Annotated in this window: 13 protein-coding genes; 7 read left to right on the forward strand and 6 right to left on the reverse strand. The window is 56.9% G+C overall.

Annotated elements, in window-relative coordinates; all coding sequences use genetic code 11:
- The first annotated feature begins 111 nt into the window (after positions 1-111).
- Positions 112-984 (forward strand): polysaccharide deacetylase family protein, encoded by an 873-nt coding sequence (locus L1047_RS13575; RefSeq protein ID WP_235279494.1) that lies wholly within the window; start codon positions 112-114, stop codon positions 982-984.
- Between the two features lie 105 nt (positions 985-1,089).
- Positions 1,090-3,609 carry a DNA gyrase/topoisomerase IV subunit A gene (locus tag L1047_RS13580; RefSeq protein WP_235279495.1) on the forward strand — a complete coding sequence of 840 codons (2,520 nt, stop codon included), beginning with the start codon at positions 1,090-1,092 and terminating at the stop codon, positions 3,607-3,609.
- Between the two features lie 36 nt (positions 3,610-3,645).
- On the opposite strand, the gene L1047_RS13585 is transcribed toward L1047_RS13580, so the two are convergent.
- Entirely contained in the window at positions 3,646-4,236 is a 591-nt protein-coding gene (locus L1047_RS13585; RefSeq protein WP_235279496.1) for a hypothetical protein, read from the reverse strand.
- A gap of 181 nt (positions 4,237-4,417) precedes the next feature.
- Between L1047_RS13585 and L1047_RS13590 the strand changes: the two genes are divergently transcribed.
- From L1047_RS13590 to L1047_RS13605, 4 genes are all read left to right on the forward strand, one after another.
- Entirely contained in the window at positions 4,418-5,293 is an 876-nt protein-coding gene (locus tag L1047_RS13590) for an SDR family NAD(P)-dependent oxidoreductase (RefSeq protein ID WP_235279497.1), read from the forward strand.
- A gap of 141 nt (positions 5,294-5,434) precedes the next feature.
- A complete protein-coding gene (gene ftsH / locus L1047_RS13595) occupies positions 5,435-7,333 on the forward strand; it encodes an ATP-dependent zinc metalloprotease FtsH (protein ID WP_235279498.1) in 1,899 nt (632 codons plus the stop codon).
- 136 nt (positions 7,334-7,469) lie between these two features.
- Positions 7,470-8,288, forward strand: coding sequence for a class I SAM-dependent methyltransferase (locus L1047_RS13600; protein WP_235279499.1), 819 nt, complete (start codon positions 7,470-7,472; stop codon positions 8,286-8,288).
- A gap of 62 nt (positions 8,289-8,350) precedes the next feature.
- Positions 8,351-8,869, forward strand: a complete 519-nt coding sequence (locus L1047_RS13605; protein ID WP_235279500.1) for a phosphoribosyltransferase — start codon at positions 8,351-8,353, stop codon at positions 8,867-8,869.
- Positions 8,870-8,904: 35 nt separating this feature from the next.
- On the opposite strand, the gene L1047_RS13610 is transcribed toward L1047_RS13605, so the two are convergent.
- The 5 genes from L1047_RS13610 to L1047_RS16675 all read right to left on the reverse strand — a co-directional run bounded on the left by L1047_RS13610 (position 8,905) and on the right by L1047_RS16675 (position 14,457).
- On the reverse strand, positions 8,905-10,779 hold the full coding sequence (locus L1047_RS13610) for an AAA family ATPase (protein WP_235279501.1): 1,875 nt from the start codon (positions 10,777-10,779) through the stop codon (positions 8,905-8,907).
- Between the two features lie 187 nt (positions 10,780-10,966).
- Positions 10,967-11,674 (reverse strand): hydrogenase nickel incorporation protein HypB, encoded by a 708-nt coding sequence (gene hypB / locus L1047_RS13615; protein ID WP_235279502.1) that lies wholly within the window; start codon positions 11,672-11,674, stop codon positions 10,967-10,969.
- 39 nt (positions 11,675-11,713) lie between these two features.
- Complete coding sequence (locus L1047_RS13620; RefSeq protein ID WP_443081731.1) at positions 11,714-12,277, reverse strand: phycobiliprotein lyase; 564 nt, start codon at positions 12,275-12,277, stop codon at positions 11,714-11,716.
- Positions 12,278-12,348: 71 nt separating this feature from the next.
- Positions 12,349-12,867, reverse strand: a complete 519-nt coding sequence (locus L1047_RS13625) for an HNH endonuclease (RefSeq protein WP_235279504.1) — start codon at positions 12,865-12,867, stop codon at positions 12,349-12,351.
- A gap of 177 nt (positions 12,868-13,044) precedes the next feature.
- A complete protein-coding gene (locus L1047_RS16675; protein WP_235279505.1) occupies positions 13,045-14,457 on the reverse strand; it encodes a HAMP domain-containing sensor histidine kinase in 1,413 nt (470 codons plus the stop codon).
- A gap of 253 nt (positions 14,458-14,710) precedes the next feature.
- Between L1047_RS16675 and L1047_RS13635 the strand changes: the two genes are divergently transcribed.
- On the forward strand, positions 14,711-16,918 hold the full coding sequence (locus L1047_RS13635; protein ID WP_235279506.1) for a glycoside hydrolase: 2,208 nt from the start codon (positions 14,711-14,713) through the stop codon (positions 16,916-16,918).
- Position 16,919: the final 1 nt, after the last annotated feature.

A 16,919-nucleotide genomic window follows, 5' to 3' on the forward strand; every position in this document is an offset into this window, starting at 1 on the left:
GGTAATGACAGCTTGATCCAGCGATAATCATTGCAGCTCATGCGGTCTAATGTCTTGTTTGACAAGCATTCTAGGTCGCCTCAGATCCTCCGTGAAGTCGGGAAAAGCCGTATGCTATCGCCTGCTTATTCTGCTCTGCCCAACCGTGCTCCCCTGAGTTTGCCCCATGGAGCCCGGGTGGCGGTGTATGTGGTGATGAACATCGAACATTTCACCTTCGGTAAACTGGGCACAGCCATTCAACCCCATCTCACCAGCCCTCCAGAGATCGCCAATTATGGCTGGCGGGACTACGGCAATCGGGTCGGGATTTGGCGGCTATTTGAGCTGTTTGCGGAGTTGGGGATCCCGGTCACTGCCGCTTTGAATGCCGAGATGGTGGAGCTTTACCCGCCGATTATCGATGGGATCCGTCAGTACCAATGGTCGGTGATGGCCCATGGCTGGAACAACTCCACTGGGCACAGCGGCATGGCGCTGGAGGTGGAAGAGGAGCTGATCGAGCGCAGTCTAGAGCTTTTGGACAAAGTTTCTGGAGCCCGTCCTTGGGGTTGGCTGACACCGGGGTTTTCTATTACCGAGAACACCTTTGCGCTGTTGCGAGCCGCCGGGATCCGCTATACCACCGACTGGGTAAATGATGATCAACCCTACTGGTTAGAAACCGCTGCCGGCCCGCTGCTGGGGATCCCTTACACCCTAGAAACCAACGACATCAGCCTTTGTCTCAGCGCCCGCTTGCCCGGAGAAGCCTTCGCTCAAGCCCTGATCGATCAATTTGATCAACTGTGGCGAGACGGGGAACGATCCCCCCGCATTATGGCGATTGGGCTGCACCCCTTCATCGTTGGGCAACCCTTGCGCATGGGATCCCTGAAAAAAGCCCTAAAATACATCCAATCGCACCCCCACACCTGGCTCACCACCAGTGATAGCCTCCACGAGTGGTACATCCAAGCCTGCCCCGCTCCCGAACCAGTCTGACCCCATTTCAACTCCAGCTCACCCTTTGCCAGTGTGGGATCCCACCTCGCAATAGCCGAAGAAACGGCTACAGTAACCTGGAAAGCGTTCCGCTCTTTGGGTGCCATGACTCAGCAATTAACTCTCGCCGGACTGGGATCCAACTCGAACGGCGGGCCACGTCTGGGGCAGGTGATTGCCACCGATTTGCAGGGGGAGATGCAGCGCTCCTACCTAGAATATGCCATGAGCGTGATTGTGGGGCGGGCTTTGCCGGATGTGCGGGATGGCCTCAAGCCGGTGCACCGCCGCATTCTTTACGCCATGCACGAGTTGGGCCTGACGCCGGAGCGTCCCTATCGCAAGTGTGCCCGTGTGGTGGGGGATGTGCTGGGGAAATATCACCCCCACGGGGATCAGGCGGTGTATGACGCGCTGGTGCGCATGGTACAGGAGTTTTCCAGCCGTTACCCCTTGGTGGCGGGGCACGGCAACTTTGGCTCGGTGGATGACGATCCGGCGGCGGCCATGCGCTACACCGAGTGTCGGCTGGCAGAGGTGAGCCATACGGCTCTTCTGGAGCAGGTGGGGGAAGAGATCGTCGAGTTTATGCCTAATTTCGACGGATCCCAGGCGGAACCCACCGTTCTGCCCGCCCGTTTGCCGATTTTGCTTCTAAATGGCTCTTCGGGCATTGCCGTGGGCATGGCCACCAACATCCCTCCCCACAACTTGGGGGAATTGGTGGATGGCTTATTGGCGTTGATCGATAACCCCGATTTGGAGCCGGAGGCTCTGCTGCAGTGGATCCCGGGGCCAGATTTCCCCACTGGAGGCCAAATTGTCGATAGCCAGGGGATCCGCGAAGCTTACTTGACCGGACGTGGATCGATCCCGATGCGGGGGGTGGCGCAATTTGAGGAAATTCAACCGGGCAAAGGCCGGCATCGGCGGCCTGCCATCATCATCACGGAGTTTCCCTACCAGGTGAACAAAGCCGCCTGGATCGAGAAGGTGGCGGAACTGGTGAATCAGGATCGCATCGCGGGCATTGCCGATCTACGGGATGAATCGGACCGCACCGGTATTCGTGTTGTGGTAGAGCTGAAGCGGGAAGCCAACCCACAGGCGGTTCTGCAGCAGTTGTACAAACTCACCCCTCTGCAGAGCAACTTTGGGGCAATTTTGTTGGCCTTGGTCAACGGAGAACCGCAACAACTGAGCCTCAAAGGGATCCTGCAACACTTTCTGGCCTTCCGAGAAGCCACTCTGAATCGCATTTTTCGTGCCGAACTGCAGCGGGTGCAGCGCAAAGCCGAAGAGGTGGAAGGGATGTTGCTGGCCTTGGCGGATCTGGATCGGGTGATCGATTTGCTGCGCCAAGCCCCGGATGGCTCCACCGCCAAAGGACAACTGCAAACCCACCTGGGGTGTACCCCCCAGCAGGCGGATACAATTTTGGCCATGCCTCTGCGCCGCCTGACGGGATTGGAGCAGGAACGTCTGCAACAGGAACACCGCGCATTGCAGGCCCGCATCGAAGAATTACAAGGGCTACTGGATGACCGCCGTAAACTTTTGAATTACCTGAAAAAAGAGCTGCGACAGCTGAAGAAAATCCACGCGGATCCCCGGCGCACCCAGATTCTTTCCGCCGCGGAGTTGGAAGCGGAAGTGGCTCAAATTCCCACCGGCGAAGATAGCGAAGACACCCATTTCCTATTGCAATTTACCCGCAAAGGCTACGTGCGCCGCCTTCCCTTGCCCAACCGTCGCTCCCGCAGCAACCCCGCCCAACGGGAACTGGGGGAGGATGGGCTGACCGGCCTGGAGTCTGTGGCTTTGCATCAGGAAATTTTGGTGTTAACCGCCCCAGGCAGAGCCTTTACCATCCCCATCGAAGGGATCCCGCTCAGTACCGGGTCATCCCGAGGTGTACCGTTGCTGACCCTATTGCCTGCTCCGGAGCCGATTGTCGCCACCTGGACGCTGGATCCTAACCAAGTGGATGCCGCACTGGTGTTGCTCAGCCGGCAGGGACGGATCAAACAGGTGGCTTTGGCGGATTTCGTCGGCCTCACCCAACGGGGATCCACCGCCCTGAAGCTGAAAGACGACGACAAGCTAGGTTGGGCTGCCATTCACGATCCCAGACAAGACGGCTGCACGGTTATCCTGGCCACCTCAGGAGGGCGGTTGTTGCGGCTGCCCCTTAACGGCGAGCAAATTCCCCTGATGGGCCGGGTGGCGATGGGCAATCAGGCTCTACGTTTGGGCCGCAAAGAACAGATCGTCGGGATGACCCTGCTTCCTCCCGAAGGGATCCTGGTTTTAGCCAGTCAATCGGGGCACCTGAAGCGGCTGGCCCTGAGTGAGATCCCGACGATGGAGCGGGGCATGGTCGGGGTACAGGCCTTTAAGTTTGCGAGCAAAACCGATGCTTTGGTGGGACTCGTGGGCCTAACGCCAGACCCGAATCGGTCAGGGCAACCCCAGGTGGATCTCTTCACCGAGTCGGAACGGATCCACTCGTTTCTGCCGGAGGAGATCCCTTTACAAAATCGTGCTGGCGGCGGATCCCCGGTGTTGAAATCGGAGCGAGCCACCGGGCTGCACTTATTTTGGCCCCAGTGGTTACCGGAGTGATGGGTCGGTCTTGGGGATCCCAGAGGGGCTATCTGGCTATGGCTTGGATTTTTGCGTGGGCGGAGGGGAAGCAACAGTCTCATCTGGAGCAGGGGGATCCTCCGGTGCTTCTGGATGACGTACCGGCTCAGGAACGGTGCCCCCCGCTTTGAGAATGAGATATTGCAGGGTTTGATGCAGTTGTTCCAGTAGGGCGCTGATGGCGTGTCGAAAATCGCCGTGGTCTGCACTCATTCGTTCCAGTAGGGCGCGGGTGATGTCCTGAAAATCCCTCAGGATCTGCTGATGCTGGGCGATGACTTGCACCAATTGGCTTTGCTCCTTGACCAAATCCCGCAAACAAGAGCGCAACTCGTCCATCTGGTTTTGCCAAAAAGCTTGCCCTTCCCGCAATTCCATGACACTGGTACGCAAGTCGGCGGTAGAGTCTCGTAAAGCTTCACTGTGGCGGCACTCGGCTTCCAACTGTCGTTGCTGCTCTTGCTGCTGCTGGCGCAGTTCGGAGTTGGCCTGCAGATTGGCTTCCGCGGCTCTGAGCAGTTGAGCCAGTCTGACCGCGGTGGCGGCCCAGCGCTCCTCCGGCAGGAGAGGTTGACCTTGGCAAGCTCGCTTGCAGAAATACTTCACAGTTGCTATTTCCTGTATCGAATGGAACCAAAAGCTGGACACAAACCTGCAAATCGGGATCCGCCCCAGTTGTGCCCCGATCATATACCGAAGCTGAGATGGTGACGGTGCCACACCCCAGGGATCCCGACCCGCCCTTTAGGATGGAGAAGCACAATCGAGGTGAAAATGAGGTGAAAAAATGCCCTCGTTAGCCAATCAGGTGGTGTTGATCACCGGAGCCTCCGCCGGAATTGGGGAAGCCGTCGCTCTAGAAGCCGCCAAACAAGGGGCCCGATTGGTACTGGCGGCCCGTCGGGAAGGGGTGCTGCAAACCGTTAAAGATCTGGTGGTGGGGCGCGGGGCTGAAGCGCTAATCGTCCCAACAGATATGGCAGATACCAGCCAAGTGGAAACCCTGGCTCAAAAGGCCTTGGATCACTTTGGCCGGGTGGATATTCTGGTGAACAATGCCGGTTACGGTCAGATGGGACCGGTAGAAGAAGTGGATGTAGCGGCGATGCGGCGGCAATTTGAGGTGAATGTGTTTGGCCTGCATACCCTTACACGGGCTCTGTTGCCCCAAATGCGCGAACGAGGCAGTGGCCGCATCCTCAACCTCAGCTCTGTGGCCGGTCAGATGTCCATGCCCTTTAGTGGTGTTTACAACGCAACCAAATTTGCCGTTGAGGCTCTCAGCGATGCTCTGCGGGTGGAAGTGGCCCCTTTTGGCATCAAGGTGATCTTGATCGAGCCGGGGCCAGTGGCCACCGAGTTTGGCCGCGTGGCAGAAGAAGCCTTCGGAGCGGTCGTCAACCCCAATGGCCCCTACAAAGCGATTCTGGAAAATACCGCCGATATGGCCAGCTCTTTTAACAAGATGGCCTGGCCGGTGGACAAAGTGGTGGAGCCGATCATGAGGGCGATGACCGATCCCCACCCTTCCGATCGCTACACCGCCTTTACGGGGGGTAAAGTGGCTCTAGGTCTCATGCGGTTGTTGCCGGCGCCTTTGGCGGATCAAATGTGGCGGCGCATCTACAAGTTGGATCAGCTGGGATCCCCTGAATCGGCCTAGTGGCAGGCTTTTTGGGGGCATACGCTTTGGGACTGAACTCTGGCCAGGCTCCCATCGGTGCCGGGGCGGGGTTGTATCTACCTGAGTCGGCAAGTTAAGTTTGTTAAAGGACTTTTAATCGAGCGGGTGTTTCCTCATTTTATGAACAAGCCTCAATCCCCCCAGCGCTGGCTTATTGCCCTGATGCTTGGTTTTTGTCTCTGGCAGGGATCCGGACTGACGCTGCATCCTGCCCCCGCCCATGCAGCCTTGGCCTCTGCCCTCACTTATGATCGCTTTTTGCGCTATGTCGAGGAGGGGCGTGTTACAGATGTGCGCCTCACGGACAACAACCAGGTTGCGGAAGTTACGGCGGTAGATCCCCAAACCCAGAACCCTACCCGCTATCGGGTCAACCTGCTGCCCAATACCGTGCCCCAACTGGTGGAGCGCCTCACCGCCCAAGGGATCGAAGTGGGGGTGGTGCCTACCCGCGATGGGGGTGCCTTCTGGGCGATTCTCGGCAACCTGCTGATTCCGGTGCTGTTGTTGGGCGGCTTGTTCTTCTTCCTGCGGCGGGCCAGCGGGGGAGCCAGTGGCCCTGGGCAAGCGATGAACTTCGGCAAATCGCGGGCTCGCTTTCAGATGGAAGCCAAAACCGGCATTAAATTCGACGATGTGGCCGGGATCGAAGAAGCCAAAGAGGAGCTGCAGGAGGTGGTCACCTTCCTGAAGAAACCGGAACGCTTCACGGCAGTGGGAGCCAAAATTCCCAAGGGTGTCTTGCTGGTAGGCCCGCCAGGAACCGGCAAAACCCTCTTGGCCAAGGCGATCGCCGGGGAAGCAGGGGTACCTTTCTTCAGTCTCTCTGGCTCCGAATTTGTGGAGATGTTCGTCGGGGTGGGGGCTTCCCGGGTGCGCGACCTCTTTAAGAAAGCCAAAGAAAATGCTCCCTGTATCGTCTTCATCGACGAAATCGACGCTGTCGGTCGGCAGCGGGGGGCAGGCATCGGCGGTGGTAATGACGAGCGGGAACAAACCCTGAACCAGTTGCTCACGGAAATGGATGGCTTTGAGGGCAACACCGGTATCATCATCATTGCGGCCACCAACCGCCCCGATGTGTTGGATGCGGCTCTATTGCGTCCGGGGCGGTTTGACCGTCAGGTAACGGTGGATCGGCCCAGTTTCAAAGGGCGTTATGAGATCCTGCGGGTGCATGCCCGCGATAAGAAGCTGGCGGAGGATGTCAACCTAGAGGCGATTGCCCGCCGTACCCCTGGCTTTGCCGGTGCGGATCTGGCCAACCTGCTCAATGAAGCGGCAATCTTGGCGGCCCGTCGTCAGCAAATGGCGATTACCAACCAAGATATTGACGATGCCATCGACCGCATCACCATTGGCTTAACCAAACCTCCCCTGTTGGATGGCAAAAGCAAGCGCTTGATTGCCTACCACGAGTGTGGCCATGCCCTGCTCATGACCCTGCTGCCCCATGCGGATCCCTTGAATAAAGTGACGATCATCCCCCGCTCTAGTGGGGCCGGTGGTTTTGCTCAGCAACTGCCCAACGAAGAACAGATCGACTCTGGCCTCTACAGCCGTGCTTGGCTCTTGGATCGGGTTGTTGTGGGCTTTGGCGGTCGGGCCGCAGAAGAGATCGTCTTCGGCTACTCAGAGATCACCACGGGGGCCAGCAACGACCTGCAGCAAAATACTGGTTTGGTGCGACAGATGGTGACCCGCTTCGGTATGTCGGAGTTGGGGCCCGTTATGTTGGATCCCCCCAATAATGAAGTGTTTTTGGGCGGCGGCTGGACAAACCGTACCGAGTACTCAGAAGATGTGGCCTCCAAGATCGACCGGCAGGTGCGGCAACTGCTGGAGAGCTGCTACCAAAAAGCCAAGCAAATCCTGATGGAAAATCGGGCTTTGTTGGATCGGTTGGCGGATACGCTGGTGGAACGGGAAACCCTGGATGGGGATGAGTTCCGGGCGATCGTGGCGGAATATGTGCCTATTCCCGACAAGTCTGGGTTGCCCAATCCGAAGCTGGCCTAAGGGATCCCATCAAAATTGTTGGGTTGATTAACTTGGGAGGGTAGTTGTTGGGAGCTTAATCCTGGCGGCTGCCCTTCTTTTCTTGTCTTCTTTGTTCAAATTGTCGTTTTTGATTTTTGTCTCGTCAGGTTGTCTGATGCTCACCTCTCCTTCTGCTCTGCCTGTTCACCTCTACCGTTGTCTGAGCTGTGGGCAGGAAGGCTTAGCTCAATCACCGGAGCGCGAACAGGGCCAGCCGGATCGGATCTACTGCCCCAGTTGCGGTCAGATTTACCCACTACTGGCCTCTGGCGCTGTGGACTTTATCGGCAATCCACCGGATCTGCGCCTGAGCTTAGCCCAAGCGATTGCCCATTCCCCTGGGTTTGCTTGGGGTTACGACCGGCTGTGGCGGCCCTGGGCGCTGTCTCTGCTGACGGGGGAAAGTTTTGGCGCCGAACGGGAGGGCAAACTGCTGACGGAGTGGATAGGAGCAGCGAATCCTGTCCTGGATTTGGGCACCGCCGGGGGGTACTGGAGCCGGTTGATCTTGGCGGCAGATCCACAGCGGACGGTGATGGGCTTGGATAATGCGGCGGGGGTATTGGTAGAAGCTGCTCAACAGGCCCGACCCGATTGGCACCACTACAACCTAGTACGGGCTCGCGCCGAACAGTTGCCGCTAGCCTCCGGAGCCTTTGGGGCAGTGATCAGTGGGGCCAGCTTGAATGAGTTGCCACTGGATCCCTCTTTGCAGGAGATCGCGCGCATCTTGAAACCAGGGGGCGTGTTTGTATCTATGCATAGCCAACAGATTCAGGGATGGGGACAAACCCTACAGCAATGGCTTGGGGCAACAGGCTTGCGCTTTTTCTCAGAATCGGAGCTACAACAGCATTTGCTCCAGGCGGGGTTGCATCTGGAACGTTATCTCAGTTTTGGATGGGTGGCTTTTGTGCGGGCGGTGCGCTCCTGATCTGCACGCTGCTCCAGAATATGGGTAGAATTGAGCACTCCAGACTGCTATAGGGGGATCCCTTGCACGAGATTTCCATCACCTGGGCTGACTACCACCGCAAAATCGAGGAGTTGGCCGTCAAAGTTTACGAAAGCGAGTGGGAGTTTAACCAAATCGTCTGTATTGCCAAAGGGGGCTTGCGAATTGGCGATACCTTGGCAAGACTCTTCGATCTGCCACTGGCAATTCTTTCTGCTTCTTCCTACTCTGGCCCTGGCAACCGCCAACGGGGAGTCTTGACCTTCTCGCGTGACTTGGCTATGACCACCGCCAATTTGGGGAGCGAGATACTGCTGGTGGATGATTTGGCGGACTCCGGTGTGACTCTCAAGCGGGCCGTCCATTGGCTCAAACATCATTACGGCTTCTACATAGAGGAAATTCGCACGGGTGTGCTGTGGTACAAAGCAGCTTCGGTGTACCAGCCGGATTACTATGTGGATTACCTGCCGGATAACCCCTGGATCCATCAGCCCTTTGAACCCTACGAGCAACTGACCCCACAACAACTGGCGCAAGCGCTCCGGGCTTCTAGTTAATTTTCAATGAATGAGAGTCGCAATTAATTGACCAATCAACTGGATTGGCGTTGTTGGTGCAGTTCCTCGAAGGCTTGTAAAAAGTCTTCCTGTCGAATCACCAAGGTCTTGGCGTCTACGACTTCTGCTCCAGCCCGGTGACGACGAATCGCAGCAATGGCGGCTCGGTTACTCAAAAGGGCCAGATCGGCACCGCTCCAACCTTCGGTACGCTCAGCCCAATTCCCCAGATCCACATCGGGCCCCAGAGGACGGGTGCAATTGTGCACGGCCAAGACTTCCCGCCGCCCCGCTTGGTCAGGTAACTCAACGCTCAGATGTAGTTCCAGCCGACCAGCCCGGGTGAGGGCGGGATCCAAACTGGCTTTGCGGTTGGTGGCGGCCACTAGCAGTACCCCCTGACTGGGGCGGATCCCGTCCAGTTCCGAGAGCAGTTGACCCAACACCCGGTCGCTGACGCCACTGTCGCCAGAGTAGCTCCCCCGCGCCGGAGCCAGGGTATCAATTTCATCGATAAACACCACGCAGGGAGCACACTGACGGGCACGGGCAAACAGCTCTCGCACCGCTTGCTCTGAGGATCCCACCCATTTGCTGAGCAACTCTGGGCCAGATACCGCGATGAAGTTGGCTTTGGCTTGGGAGGCAATGGCTTTGGCCAATAGGGTTTTACCTGTGCCCGGTGGGCCGCTCAACAGCACTCCTTTCGGTGCTTGCGCTTGAGCCTGTTCATAAAGTTCTGGGTGCAGCAGGGATCCCTCGACGGCCTCTTGCAAAATCTGTTTGGCTTGGCCCAATCCGCCGATCTGATCCCAACTTACCTGCGGCGACTCGATCTCCACCGACCGCAACACCGCCGGTTTCACCTGTTGCAAGGCCAGTTGAAAATCTGCTGCCGAAACCGAAAGTGATTCCGGTACTGCAGAGCCCAGATCCGGTATTTGTCGCCGCAAAGCCGCATAGGCCGCCGCCTGGCACAAACCGCGCAAATCTGCCCCGACGAAACCCAGGGTTTGATCCGCTAAATTATCCAGATCGACATCCGCCTCCAGAGGCATGTCGCGGGTATGGATGGCCAGAATTTCCCGCCGTCCCTCCCGATCTGGCACCTTAAAGATCACCTCCCGGTCAAAGCGTCCCGGACGGCGTAGCGCTGGATCGATGGCATCGGGTCGATTGGTAGCGGCCAGCACCACTATGCCCTTTTGGGCAGCAAACCCATCCATCAAGCCCAGCATTTGCGCCACCAAGCGTTTTTCCACCTCCCCTTCTACCGCCGCTCGGTTCGGGACTAGGGCATCTATTTCATCAATGAACACCAAACACGGGGCTGATTTGGCGGCTTTTTCAAACACCTGCCGCAAGCGGGATTCTGCTTCACCATAGTATTTACCGATGATCTCAGGGCCAACAATGGCAATGTAATTCACCCCCAAGCTTTCGGCTAGAGCGCGGGCGGTCAGGGTTTTTCCAGTGCCAGGGGATCCCACTAGCAGTACCCCTCGGGGCGGCTCCAGGCCCAATTTGGCCAGCAGTTCCGGTCGTTTCAGGGGGATCTCCACCATCTCCCGCAGAATTTGCAGTTGTTCCTTCAACCCCCCCACATCCTTGAGGCGCGGCCTGCCATCCGAAGGGGTTGGGGCTGGACTGGGGGCCGTCGAAGCGGAAGGAGAAGAAGCTTGCTGAACTTGGGGTTCATTGCTCCAGGAGGAATCCCCCCCTCCTGTTGCTGTTTGCACACTACCGCGGCGGGGAGGAATAGAACCAGAGCGGGGAATAGAGCTGCCGAGGGAACGACTTTGAATGCGCACTTCCGTTCGCAGTTCCCCGCTTTGTTTTTTTTCATCCAGCTTCTGAGCCAGCTCGATCAACTGCTCAATGCCCTGCACAAAGTCGCTTAAATCCGCCATAGCTGGGACTTCCATCCACACAAGTTGACTTGCAATGGGATCTGCCAAAAGTTCTAGCCTCCCCCCAGTTGGGCCTGTTCAGGTTTGGTGAACGGGATCCCGGAATGGCTAGATGTTTAGTATGACACCATTCCCTCAGCCTGCTGTCAGAATTGAGGGGCAGCAAGGGCAGAACGGAGACCCTAGGCTACGAAGTCGAAGCCACCCCCGCTTCTGGAACGGCTTTTGAGGGTGAGCCCATCTGCTCTCGGATCCAGCTCAGCCAGAGATCCAATCCTTCCCCCGTTTTGGCCGATAGAGGAAAAATCGGCACGGAGGGGTTGATCTCGCGGATATTGGCCTGAATGCGATCCAGATCAACGTCTAACACGGGGGCCAGATCCACTTTGGTGATCAGCAGGCAATCCGCCGCTCGAAACATGATCGGGTACTTGAGGGGTTTGTCTTCCCCTTCCGTGACACTGAGCAGGGCGACTTTGGCGTGCTCCCCCACCTCAAACTCCGCCGGACAGACCAAGTTGCCGACATTCTCCACCAAGATCAAATCCAGCTGCCGCACGTCCAGCAGTGATGCCAATTGGTGCAGGCCCCCCGCCACCATGGCCGCATCCAAATGACAGGCCCGCCCCGTATTGATGGCAATCACCGGGATCCCGTAGCGACGCAGCCGTTCCGCATCCAGATGGGTGGTCATATCCCCCTCGATCACGGCGATGCGCAGTTGATCGGCGAGGACGGCCAAGGTTTTTTCCAACAGCGAGGTTTTGCCCGCCCCCGGCCCGCTCATGAGGTTCAGACAGGTGACTCCCCAAGTATCGAAATGCTCCCGATTGTGGTCGGCCTGGTGTTGGTTGGCGTGGAGGAGGTTAATCCCCATATCCAGCACTTGATGCATGGTAGAGCCTGTGAAAGTAGGGTTCAGAGGGAGAAAGCCCTAGGAAGAATGGGCCTGGGCCATTTCAGGAGTAGGGGTGGGGTTAGCCGAGAGTTTGCGCACCTCTGAACAGAAGGAGGCCATGCTGAACCCTCCGAACCGCTTGACCGTACTGGCCCGCAATCGCAGGTTAGGGCTGGCAAACCAAATGCGCTCTTCCGATTCGGTCATCTCATATTCGGTGTAGAGGGTGAGAGCACCATCGGATCCCATCACGTAGGTGCCCGCCACCGGCACTTTCTCGGCATAGCCCTGATCCCGCAACAGTTGCCCGCGCATCGGATCGCTCTGATCGGGGATCGGCACCAGCACCACATCCCCTTTGTACTCTTCGTTGTCCCATTCCTGTTCGCCGTTCCATTGCACACGCGCTGCCCCAACAGATCGCTGCGGATCCACCTTGAACAGCTCACAAATGCGCAAGACTGCCGGATCGTCTGCAGCAAGGGTGGCGATCTGTACCTTGGACTTGCCTCCCTCCGAGCGGCGAAAGGCAAGATGATGGCTGGTACGCTGGCTCATCCATTCCCCGGCACTCAGGGCGAAAAACTCCATAACGGTCATCATGGCCGACGCGGGATCCTCTATCGATGGAACAGGATTTGCTGATTTTAGCTTGCGTTGCAACCCAAGACTCACTCCTGCCGGTTTTGATGTTCCCGCCAGAACTGTTCTGCAAAAGCCACCGTCGGATGGATGGGAGCACGCGGATGACTCAGGAGTGGCATATTAGCTTCTTCAGGGGTGCGATTGCCCTTGCGTTGGTTACAGCGTTCACAGGCAGTGACCACGTTGTCCCAACTGTGGGATCCCCCTTTGGAAAGGGGCACCACATGATCCAGGGTGAGGTGGTTGGTGCTGCCACAGTATTGGCAACTGTGGTGATCCCGCCGCAACACTTCCCGCCGATTCACAGGGGGCACTCGCCAAGTGCGTTCTTTGCCTTTGATGGTGAGACGAATGTGCTCGGGCACCTCAATTACATGGCTAGGGGAGCGCACCTTCCACACCGGTACGTTCATCATCGATAGCGGCTCCGCCTTGCCTGTCAGCAGCAGCACAATCGCACGTCTAATGTTGACTCGGCTGATGGGCAAATAGTTTTGGGAGAAGACGACGATCGACTGTTCCAGAATGTGGGTAGCGGCAATCATGGCTTAGCTCCTCCATTTGCCGCCATTCTCCTGAGGAATCTACCGAATGGCAAGCTTTTCCCCGCATTGGAATGAACTTGCAGGAGAGGTGCCTCAACCAAGTCAAGCGGGTGTTGGATAAGTGAATGTAAATTACATTGTAGTCTTGTGTACTATAAGTGCCCAGGTCTTTGTGTTTTATCCTCTGACTTCTAGGCCAAACTCGGCATAGGGCTGGAGTGGCATAGTTACGGTGAAAGTGCTGCCCTTGCCTGGCATAGATTCAACGCTGATTTGCCCACGCATATTTTCCACAAGAGCTTTGGCAATTGTCAGGCCGAGGCCCATTCCCCCCTGCTGGCGGCTGCGGCTGGGGGAAACGGAGTGAAACCGCTCGAAAATCCGTGACTGCTGATCTAAGGGAATGCCAATGCCCTGATCTTGCACATGAAATAAGGCTTGGTCGGCGGATCTCTCTAAGCGTAGGGTAATGGGGGCACCGGGATCCGAGTAGCGAATCGCGTTGGAGATGAGGTTCAGCATCACCTGTTTGAGGCGATCCCAATCTGCTATCACCGTTAGAGGGGTAGGGGAATTTTCCACTCCAATTGGGTTGGGGCCGAGTTGTTGGGCCAAAGCGCCAATTTCCTCCAAGAACCAATCCAAACGCAAAGGTTTCAGTTGCAGGCGTGATACTCCTGCTTCTGCTCGTGCCAAATCCAGCAAATCCTTGAGCAGGCGCACCACCCGCTGCGTCTCTTCCAAAGAAAGGGTGAGGTTTTCCCGCTGGTGATCCGTGAGGTTATCCCCGCGCCGCAGGGTGCTTTCCAGGTAGCCGTGCACGATCGCCAAAGGGGTACGCAACTCATGAGAAATGTTGCTGAGCAGTTGTTTTTCCTGATCCCAAGCTGCCGAGAGACGATTCAACATACCGTTAAAAGATTCGGCCAGTTGCATGACTTCGGTAGGGGCTTTCTCCAAAATCAGACGGGCTTCCGGCAGCGTTTGGGGGGAAAGGCTGGCAGAAAGCTGGCTGATGCTGTGCAAAGGCTGTAGGGAGCGGCGGATCAACAGGGATCCCAAAAAGGCGATCAGGGTGGCGGTAGAAACCCCAGACAACACCAGTGTGCGCAAAAAGGCCAAATACACTTCGTAGGAATCGGTGACATCTGTAACGGTCGTAACCTTGAGACCATTGGGATCGCTCGGATCCAGGGGTTGCTGACAGAGGATGAAGTAGTAGTCCCGATCCCGCATCAGGGTAGGTACAGCGGGCGGAGTAATGAGCACCTGCGGCTGGCTGTCGAAATTGAGAGAGGTGGCCAAGATATCTCCGGCTGCATTGGTGACCTTAAACCAACGATCGGAACGAGTATACTTGTCGATGGTGCGTTGGATAGCCTGTGCCTCTGGGTAAAACTCTCGGTAGGTGGCCACATCCTGCTGAAAGACCATCACCGTCATCTCATGCCAACGGTTCGTCCGCACAAACAGGTCATACCGCAGACGATAAGTGGCGATCCCCCCGGTTACTCCCAAAACCGCCAGGCAAGCCCCTGTGGAAATCAACACCAACCGATTTTGCAAAGACCGCCAGAGAGAGAAGAGCACCCTGTTGCCCCACCGCGACGGATTCACTCTATCGACTGGGGCTGATGTTCGTCTGAAACTCAGATGAGAATTTACTGAATATTTTAAGAAGTTTTAAGAAAATGTTTTAGGAGATGACTGTCGAGGAGAAATCTCCACCCAGACCGGGAAATACCCCAACAATACAGGGATCCCAGACATTCCAGAGTTTCTTACGATCGGGGAAAGAAGAGATGGGCTAGTATCCGGGTGATGGTCGGATCCCGTTTGCCCCATGACCTACCCGCTCCACGTCGCCTTGATCTGGCACCAGCATCAGCCTCTTTACAAAAGTCCGGTGGCGGGAAAATATCGCATGCCCTGGGTGCGCCTGCACGGGATCAAAGATTACCTCGATCTTGTTCTGCTGTTGGAGCGGTTTCCCCGCCTGCACCAAACCGTCAATCTAGTGCCCTCCCTGATCATACAAATCGAAGAGTACGTGGCGGGTTCGGCTTTTGATCCTTACTTAGAGCTGACCCTAACCCCGACAGAAAAACTGAATACTGAGCAGTTGCGTTTTGTAATCGAGCGCTTCTTCGACAGCCACTACCCCCACATGATTGAGCCTTATCCCCGCTATCGACAGCTCTACGAGCAACGGGAATCCCAGGGGGTGAACTGGTGCCTGCAGTACTGGACTCAGCAAGACTTCAACGATCTGCTGGCCTGGCATAACCTGTCTTGGTTTGATCCCTTGTTTCAGGAGGATCCCGAGATTGAGGGCTGGATCAAGATGGGATCCGGGTTCACCCTGGCGGATCGACAACGCATCTATGCCAAGCAACAACAAATCCTCAGTGCCATCATCCCCCAGCACGCCAAAATGCAGAGCAACGGGCAACTGGAGCTGACCACCAGCCCCTATACCCACCCCATTTTGCCCCTGTTGGTGAGCGAACGATCAGCGCGGGTGGCTCGACCGGGCTTGCCCTTACCCCGCTACAGCTTCCACTGGAAACAGGATGTTCACACCCACCTAGAACGGGCTAAGCAAGTCTACCGAGAGCGTTTTGGCCGGGATCCGCGCGGGCTGTGGCCCTCAGAGCAATCCGTGAGTCCGGCGATTTTGCCGCTGATTCAAAAGCAAGGCTTCGACTGGATTATCTCTGATGAAGGGGTATTGGGCTGGAGCCTTGGGCATCCTTTTCACCGCGATGAACAGGGCCATATCCTCGAGCCGGATCAACTTTACCGGCCCTATCGCCTGGAAACCGAACTTGGGGAGCTGGCGATCATTTTTCGGGATCACCGCCTTTCGGATTTGATTGGCTTCAGCTACAGTGCTATGTCCGCCGATGCTGCTGCCAAAGATCTGATCGGGCACCTAGAAACCATTCGCAATCGTCTGCCGCAGGATCAACCCTGGCTGGTGACCATCGCCTTAGATGGAGAAAATTGCTGGGAATACTACCCCCAAGACGGTAAGCCCTTCCTAGAAAACCTCTACACTCGCCTCAGTCAGCACCCCTCCCTCCGTTTGGTGACGGTGTCTGAGTTTTTGGATCAATTTCCCCCCACCGAGTTTTTGTCGGCAGAGCAGCTACACAGCGGCTCCTGGATCGAGTCGGATTTCACCACCTGGATCGGGGATCCCGTCAAAAACCGCGCCTGGGAACTCCTCGCCCAAGCCCGTCAAGTGATTCAGGATCACCCCAACGCCAACCCGCAAGCTTGGGAAGCCCTCTGGGCCGCTGAGGGATCCGATTGGTTTTGGTGGTTTGGCATGGGCCATTCCTCCGCCCACGATGCCGTTTTCGATCAATTGTTTCGGGAACACCTACAAGCGCTCTACAGCAACCTGGGAGAAACGATCCCGACGGTGCTGTACTTCCCCCTTGAAGACCACGATGGCCTGGGGGATCGCCTGCCGCAAGGATTTATTCACCCCACCATCAATGGCCGTCCGGCGGAACGAGAATGGACCCAAGCGGGGCGAGTTGAGATCGGGGGGGCAAGGGGCACCATGCACCGCAACAGCACTGTTCGTCGCCTCTGGTACGGCTTTGACCACTTCAACTTCTATTTGCGGCTGGATTTCAGCTCGGCCATCCAACGGCCCAAACACCTGCAAGTGCTGTGTTTTTATCCCAACCGTATTACCATTAACAGCGCCATTCCCCTCCAGGCTTTGCCAGAAGAGGCTCCCCTCAACTACCACTACCGGCACCTGTTACAGCTGTTTTTGCCCCCACCCAGTACTGGCCAACATCCGACGGAGGTGTCAGTCAAGCTTTTAGAAGCAGGCGAGTACCACAGTTGGCATGCCATCGATCATCAAATTCAGGCGGTGGTGGATACTTGCCTAGAGGTGGCAGTTCCCTGGAGCAATTTGGGCACCCAGCCGGGGCAGGAAATGCAGTTCATCATTGTGGCGGCGGAACGGGATACCTTCCAGGAGGCAATCCCCCCCAAGGCGACCATTGCCCTGCGCATTCCCTGAG

The organism is Synechococcus sp. Nb3U1, assembly GCF_021533835.1.
GTDB lineage: Bacteria > Cyanobacteriota > Cyanobacteriia > Thermostichales > Thermostichaceae > Thermostichus.